The organism is Agromyces bauzanensis (assembly GCF_014645655.1).
Taxonomy (GTDB): Bacteria; Actinomycetota; Actinomycetes; order Actinomycetales; family Microbacteriaceae; genus Agromyces; species Agromyces bauzanensis.
The window spans coordinates 62,115-68,258 of record NZ_BMMD01000021.1 but is presented as its reverse complement, the minus strand read 5'-3'; the positions used below and the strand labels follow the sequence as shown (position 1 = coordinate 68,258).

General features: G+C 69.7%; 6 protein-coding genes, 1 tRNA gene and 1 other RNA gene. 6 read left to right on the top strand and 2 right to left on the bottom strand.

The genetic code is table 11. From position 1 onward, the window contains the following. The coding region (locus tag IEX31_RS19060) for a hypothetical protein (RefSeq protein ID WP_444541795.1) at positions 1-227 on the top strand (227 nt) is incomplete at its 5' end. A 285-nt stretch (positions 228-512) separates the two neighbouring features. Then, positions 513-1,523: a patatin-like phospholipase family protein gene (locus tag IEX31_RS15595; protein WP_188744326.1), complete on the top strand. Its 1,011-nt coding sequence runs from the start codon at positions 513-515 to the stop codon at positions 1,521-1,523. Positions 1,524-1,580: 57 nt separating this feature from the next. Here the strand turns inward: IEX31_RS15595 and IEX31_RS15590 are convergent. Next, positions 1,581-1,665, bottom strand: a tRNA-Ser gene (locus IEX31_RS15590). 219 nt (positions 1,666-1,884) lie between these two features. On the opposite strand from IEX31_RS15590, the gene ffs reads away from it, so the two are divergent. The 4 genes from ffs (at position 1,885) to IEX31_RS15570 (ending at position 5,707) form a co-directional block, all read left to right on the top strand. Continuing rightward, positions 1,885-1,981: signal recognition particle sRNA small type (gene ffs / locus IEX31_RS15585), an RNA gene on the top strand. A gap of 70 nt (positions 1,982-2,051) precedes the next feature. Continuing rightward, entirely contained in the window at positions 2,052-4,220 is a 2,169-nt protein-coding gene (pta, locus tag IEX31_RS15580) for a phosphate acetyltransferase (protein ID WP_188744325.1), read from the top strand. Beyond that, positions 4,217-5,476 carry an acetate/propionate family kinase gene (locus IEX31_RS15575; protein ID WP_188744324.1) on the top strand — a complete coding sequence of 420 codons (1,260 nt, stop codon included), beginning with the start codon at positions 4,217-4,219 and terminating at the stop codon, positions 5,474-5,476. The genes pta and IEX31_RS15575 overlap by 4 nt, the downstream gene beginning before the upstream one ends. Before the next feature lie 30 nt (positions 5,477-5,506). Further along, positions 5,507-5,707 (top strand): hypothetical protein, encoded by a 201-nt coding sequence (locus tag IEX31_RS15570; RefSeq protein ID WP_188744323.1) that lies wholly within the window; start codon positions 5,507-5,509, stop codon positions 5,705-5,707. A 4-nt stretch (positions 5,708-5,711) separates the two neighbouring features. Here the strand turns inward: IEX31_RS15570 and IEX31_RS15565 are convergent, their stop codons facing one another. Then, a complete protein-coding gene (locus IEX31_RS15565) occupies positions 5,712-6,086 on the bottom strand; it encodes a TraR/DksA family transcriptional regulator (RefSeq protein ID WP_188744322.1) in 375 nt (124 codons plus the stop codon). Positions 6,087-6,144 lie beyond the last annotated feature (58 nt).

Below are 6,144 nucleotides of genomic sequence, written 5' to 3'. Positions count from 1 at the left end.
TGAGGCAACGACTCCGGATAGTGCACTCCCGCGGCAGGACTCTCAATCACGACCTCACGCTAGGCGGGACCCCCGACATCACGTCAGCGAAATGGATACCCACTTACATGGAATACATCCAAGACCATGGCTGGTTCGCCGATCTGCCCCTTGATCGGATATTCGCCTCGTACGAAGGATTCCGCTTCGACGACAGCGACAAGATCGTCGATGAGAAGTTCGCGTGATCGCTTACGGACGTCTTGACGCACGTCAAGATGTCCGGATGATGTTTGGCGTGCCTGACGTGAGATGTCCGCGTCCCAGAGCTCGTTGAGAGCCCCAAGCTCGGCATCGGATCCGTAGCGGTAGCGGAAGGCGTGTTTGCGGACCCAGTCGCCGTTGCGTTGCTCGATGTGTGCGTTGACTCAAGTCGTGATGCCCCGGCCCGGCGGGTTCCGGAGTACCGTGTCAAGCAGCCGGATGCCGCACCGAGCGGCCTCGTATCGGGGGAAGCGCGAGGAGTCGACCGGATGCCTGAGCCCACACGCGTGGCCCTCGCGCTCGGTTCCGGCGGTGCGCGTGGCTATGCGCACATCGGGGTCATCGAGGTGCTCGAGGAGCGCGGCTACGAGATCGTCTCCGTGGCGGGCAGCTCGATGGGTGCGGCGGTCGGCGGGCTGTACGCCGGTGGCGTGCTCGCCGAGTACACCGAGTGGGTGCGCACGCTCACCCAGCGCGACGTGCTGCGCCTCATGGACCCACGACTCAACGCCCCCGGTGCCATCCGCGCCGAGAAGATCATGACGCGTGTCAGCGAACTGCTCCGCGGCGCCCGCATCGAGGACCTGCCCGTCGCGTACACCGCCGTCGCCACCGACCTCATCGCGCGCCGCGAGGTGTGGTTCCAGCGTGGGCCGGTGGATGTCGCCATCCGCGCCTCCATCGCGCTGCCGAGCTTCATCACCCCGGTGATGCTGAACGGCCGGCTGCTCGCCGACGGCGGCCTGCTCAATCCGGTGCCGGTCGCGCCCACCGCTGCCGCGAGGGCCGACCTCACGGTCGCGGTCGTGCTGTCGGGCGATGCGACGACGAGCGAAGTGGCGCTGCCGCAGCGGCTCTCCGCGGAGGAGCAGCCGCTGGAGGACTGGTTCGACCGGTTCCGGCGCACGGCGGCCGGGGTGCTCGATCGCGACATCGTGCGGATGGTGACCCGGCGCTTCTCGGGCGGCAGGACCGACGAGCCGGCGGCCGCCGCCGACCAGGCCGTCGAGGAGGTGTTCGGCGAACTCCCCGCCGGCCTGCGCATGCTCGACGTCATGCAGCTGAGCCTCGAGGCCATGCAGGCGATCGTGGGCAACTACCGCCTCGCCGGCTATCCCGCAGACGTGTACGTCACCGTGCCGAAGAACTCGGCGCGTGTGCTGGACTTCCATCGCGCCAACAAGCTCATCGCACAGGGGCGGGAGCTCGCCATCGCCGCGCTGGATGGGTACGAGAGCCACGCCGACGGCGACGCGATGCCGCGCCACAATTCGCACTGACGGACTCGTTCGGCCCGGCGAGACGCTGGTCAGCGATTCGGCGGTCTTGTCACACGGCGGAGGATGGGGGATTCGAACCCCCGAGGGCTTTCACCCAACACGCTTTCCAAGCGTGCGCCATAGGCCACTAGGCGAATCCTCCGTGGACGCGGCATCCGGGAACGCGCGCGACCTCATGAAATCGTACCCGACTACGGGGGCGCCCATGTTCGCATCCTTCCGGGCGGGAGATCATGATGCACGCGTTGCGGCAGGTCGAGACCCTGTCTCCGGTGACGGGGCGGCGTGGCGCCCTGTTCTCGCGACGCGCGACCTCCGCCGGCGGAGTGCGCGGTCACCGAGTCGACCGGGTAGACTGGACGACGGCTCCTCACGTGGCGCCATCCAGGCCAACTCCCCCAGGGCGGAAACGCAGCAAGGGCAACCGGGCTCTGGCGGGTGCGTGAGGGGTCTTCTTCGTTCGCCGCGCGGCGCAGGGATCGTACGCCCGCACGCGGCATCCGTCTCCCGCCCAATAGGCTGGCACCCGTGGCGCACCGCATCTACATCTGCTCCGCCGAGGGCAACACGGGCAAGTCCACCGTCGCGCTCGGCATGCTCGACACCCTCACGAGGCGCGCCACGCGCGTGGGCGTATTCCGCCCGATCGCCCGCTCCACCGAGGAGCGCGACTACGTGCTCGGCCTGCTCCTCGCCCACGACGGCGTCGTGCCCCTCGAGTACGAGGAGGCCATCGGCGTCAGCTACGACGACGTGCACGCCGACCCCGATGCGGCACTCGCCATCATCGTGCAGCGGTTCAAGCACGTCGAGGACCGCTGCGACGCGGTGGTCGTCATCGGCTCGGACTACACGGATGTCGGAAGCCCCACCGAGCTCGGATTCAACGCGCGCATCGCCGCGAACCTCGGTGCTCCGGTGCTGCTCGTGCTCGGCGGCCGCGTCGCCCAGGGGAAGGGGCGGTCGGAGCGGCTCGGCTACTCCGACGCCCGCTCGCCGGGCGAGCTCGCGCAGCTCACCGAACTCGCGCTCGAAGAGCTCTCACGCGAGCATGCCACTCTGCTCGGCATCGTCGTGAACCGCGCCGACCCCGAGGCGCTCGACGCGGTCGTCACGTCCGTGCAGGAGGCGGCCGAGCCGGGCCGCTCGGGGGCGCACGCGCTCGCCGCGGTGACCGGCCCCGGGGCATCCGTCGCCGTGTGGGCCATTCCCGAGGACCCGTTCCTCGTCGCCCCCTCGATGCGCACCATCATGCAGGCCGTCGGCGGCGAGCTCTACTCGGGTGATCCCGAACTGCTGAACCGAGAGGCGCTCGGCGTCGTCGTCGCCGCGATGTCGATGGAGAACGTGCTCACCCGGCTCATCGAGGGCTCGGTGGTGGTCGTGCCGGCCGACCGCGGCGAGGTGCTGCTCGCGGTGCTCACCGCCCAGAACGCGGCGACGTTCCCCTCGGTCTCGGGCATCGTGCTGAACGGCGGGTTCCCGCTGTCGGAGGCCATCGAGCGGCTCGTCGACGGGCTCAAGGCCGACCTGCCGATCATCCGCACCGAGCTCGGCAGCTACGACACGGCGCTCGCGATCACGCACACCCGGGGCCGCCTCGCCGCCGAGTCGCAGCGCAAGCGCGACACCGCGCTCTCCCTCTTCGAGAAGCACGTCGACGGCCACGCGCTGCTCGACCTCCTCGACGTCGCCCGGCCCGAGGTCGTCACGCCGCTCATGTTCGAGTACGGGCTCCTCGAGCGCGCGAGGCGCGAGCGCAAGCACATCGTGCTGCCCGAGGGCTACGACGACCGCATCCTCCGCGCCGCCGCCACCCTGCTCGCGCGCGACGTCGCCGACCTCACGATCCTCGGCGAGGAGATCGAGATCCGGGCCCGTGCCATCGGCCTCGGCCTCGACATCTCGCGCGCGACCGTGCTCTCGAACCACGACCACGTCCTCGTCTACCGGTTCGCCGACGAGTACCAGCGACGCCGGGCGCACAAGGGCATCACCCTGGAGCAGGCGCGCGAGATCGTGCAGGACGTCTCGTACTTCGGCACCATGATGGTCGCCATCGGGCTCGCCGACGGCATGGTGTCGGGCGCGATGCACACGACGGCGCACACCATTCGACCGGCGTTCGAGATCATCAAGACCCGGCCCGGCGTCGACATCGTGTCGAGCGTGTTCCTGATGGCGCTCGCCGACCGCGTGCTCGTCTACGGCGACTGCGCGATCGTGCCCGACCCGACCGCCGAGCAGCTCGCCGACATCGCGATCTCGTCGGCCCGCACTGCGGCGCAGTTCGGCATCGAGCCGCGGGTCGCGATGCTGTCGTATTCGACCGGCGAGTCGGGGTCGGGGGCCGACGTCGACAAGGTGCGGCGGGCCACCGAGCTCGTGCGCGAGCGGGCGCCCGAGCTCCCCGTCGAGGGTCCGATCCAGTACGACGCCGCCGCCGACGCGGCGGTCGCCCGCACCAAGTTGCCCGAGTCGACGGTCGCGGGACGCGCGACGGTGTTCATCTTCCCCGACCTCAACACGGGCAACAACACGTACAAGGCGGTGCAGCGCTCCTCGGGCGCCGTCGCGATCGGCCCGGTGCTGCAGGGCCTCAAGAAGCCCATCAACGACCTCTCGAGGGGCGCGCTCGTGCAGGACATCGTGAACACCGTCGCGATCACGGCGATCCAGGCGGCGGATGCCTCGTGAGCGTCATCCTCGTCATCAACTCGGGCTCCTCGTCGCTGAAGTACGAGCTCATCGACGTGGATGCGCGCGAGAAGCTCGCATCGGGCCTCATTGAGCGCATCGGCGAGCGAACCGGGCGCGCCACGCACACCACGGGGCTCCCCGAGCCTGTCGAAGGGAACGAACTCGCTTTGACGGGCTCAGCGAGCTCATCCGAGCGCTCGCGCGAGCTCCCGGTCCGCGACCACACGGCGGCGTTCCAGGTGATGCTCGAGGCGTTCGCCGAGCGCGGCCCGTCGCTCGAGGAGCATCCGCCCGTCGCGATCGGCCACCGGGTCGTGCACGGCGGCAAGCGGTTCTTCGAGCCGACGATCATCACCGACCTCGTGAAGATCAACATCGAGGACCTCTCCGAGCTCGCCCCGCTGCACAATCCCGCGAACCTGCAGGGCATCGAGGCCGCCCAGGCGATGTTCCCCGACGTTCCGCACGTGGCGGTCTTCGACACGGCGTTCCACCAGACGCTCCCGCCGGCGGCGTACACCTACGCGATCGATGCCGAGTTGGCCGAGAAGTATCGGGTGCGGCGCTACGGGTTCCACGGAACATCCCACAAGTACGTGTCCGAGCAGGCGGCCGAGTTCATCGGCAAGCCGGTCACCGAGGTCAAGCAGCTCGTGCTGCACCTCGGAAACGGCGCCTCGATCACGGCGGTCGACGGCGGCCGCTCGGTCGAGACCTCGATGGGGCTCACGCCGCTCGAGGGACTCGTGATGGGCAGCCGATCGGGCGACCTCGATCCCGCCGTGCTGTTCCACCTGCACCGGAAGGCAGGCCTCTCGTTCGACCAGCTGGACACGCTGCTCAACAAGCACAGCGGCCTGGTCGGCTTGTCGGGCACCCGCGACATGCGCGATGTGCTCGAGCGTCGCGCCGAGGGCGACGAGGCGGCGACGCTCGCGTTCGACGTGTACGTGCATCGCCTGAAGGGCTACGTCGGCGCCTACTCCGCGCAGCTGGGCCGGCTCGACGTCATCTCCTTCACGGCGGGAGTCGGCGAGAACGCGGCTCCCGTGCGCGCCGCCGCGCTCGCGGGACTCGAGCGATTCGGCATCAAGATCGATGAGGAACGCAACTCCGAGCGATCGGATGAGACCCGGAAGATCTCGACGGATGCCTCGGAGGTGACCGTGCTCGTCGTGCCCACCGACGAGGAGCTCGAGATCGCGCGTGAGACCCTCGCCGTGGCGGCGCCCGAGTCGCAGAGGCGCGAGTAGCGACCGACCGGTCGGCAGAAGCGTGCATGGGTGCTGCGCGGACACCCGGCGGTGACGGATGCCGCCGCCGACGAGGTCGAGCGACGTGGGCGCCTGCTCTACCTCGTGCTCGGCGCGAGTCCGCTCGTGATCCGCGCATTCTCGGGGCTGACGGCGGCGCGGACCCACGGCGCGGGAAGGGAGAAGACGCCGGCCGGGACATCCGGCCCGCTCATCGACACCGCCGCCTGACGGGTCAGCGCACGAGCCTCGCGCAGTCGATGCAGAGCTCGGCGGTGGGACGTGCGTCGAGCCGCCCGACGGTGATGCGCTTGCCGCAACGGGTGCAGATGCCGTAGCTGCCGTCGGCGATGCGGGCGAGCGCACGGTCGACCTCGGCGAGCTCGGCCCTCACGTCGGCGAGCACCGCGGTGCGCTGCGACCACTCCTGAGTCATGGTCGGGCCCTCTGGGTCGTGCTCGTCGTCGGCCGTGGCATCCGACCTCGCGGTGCGCACCTCGGCCATCGCATCGCCGAACTCGGCGAGCCGTTCCTCGGCGTCGGCGCGCTCAGCGCGGAGTCGCGCCTCGAACCGTGCGAGTTGCGCCGGGGTCATCGTCGCCGCCGTCATCTCGCCCCCCTTCCGGTTCAGAGCATGTTACGCCACGCATATCCGGAGTCGGTGTCAC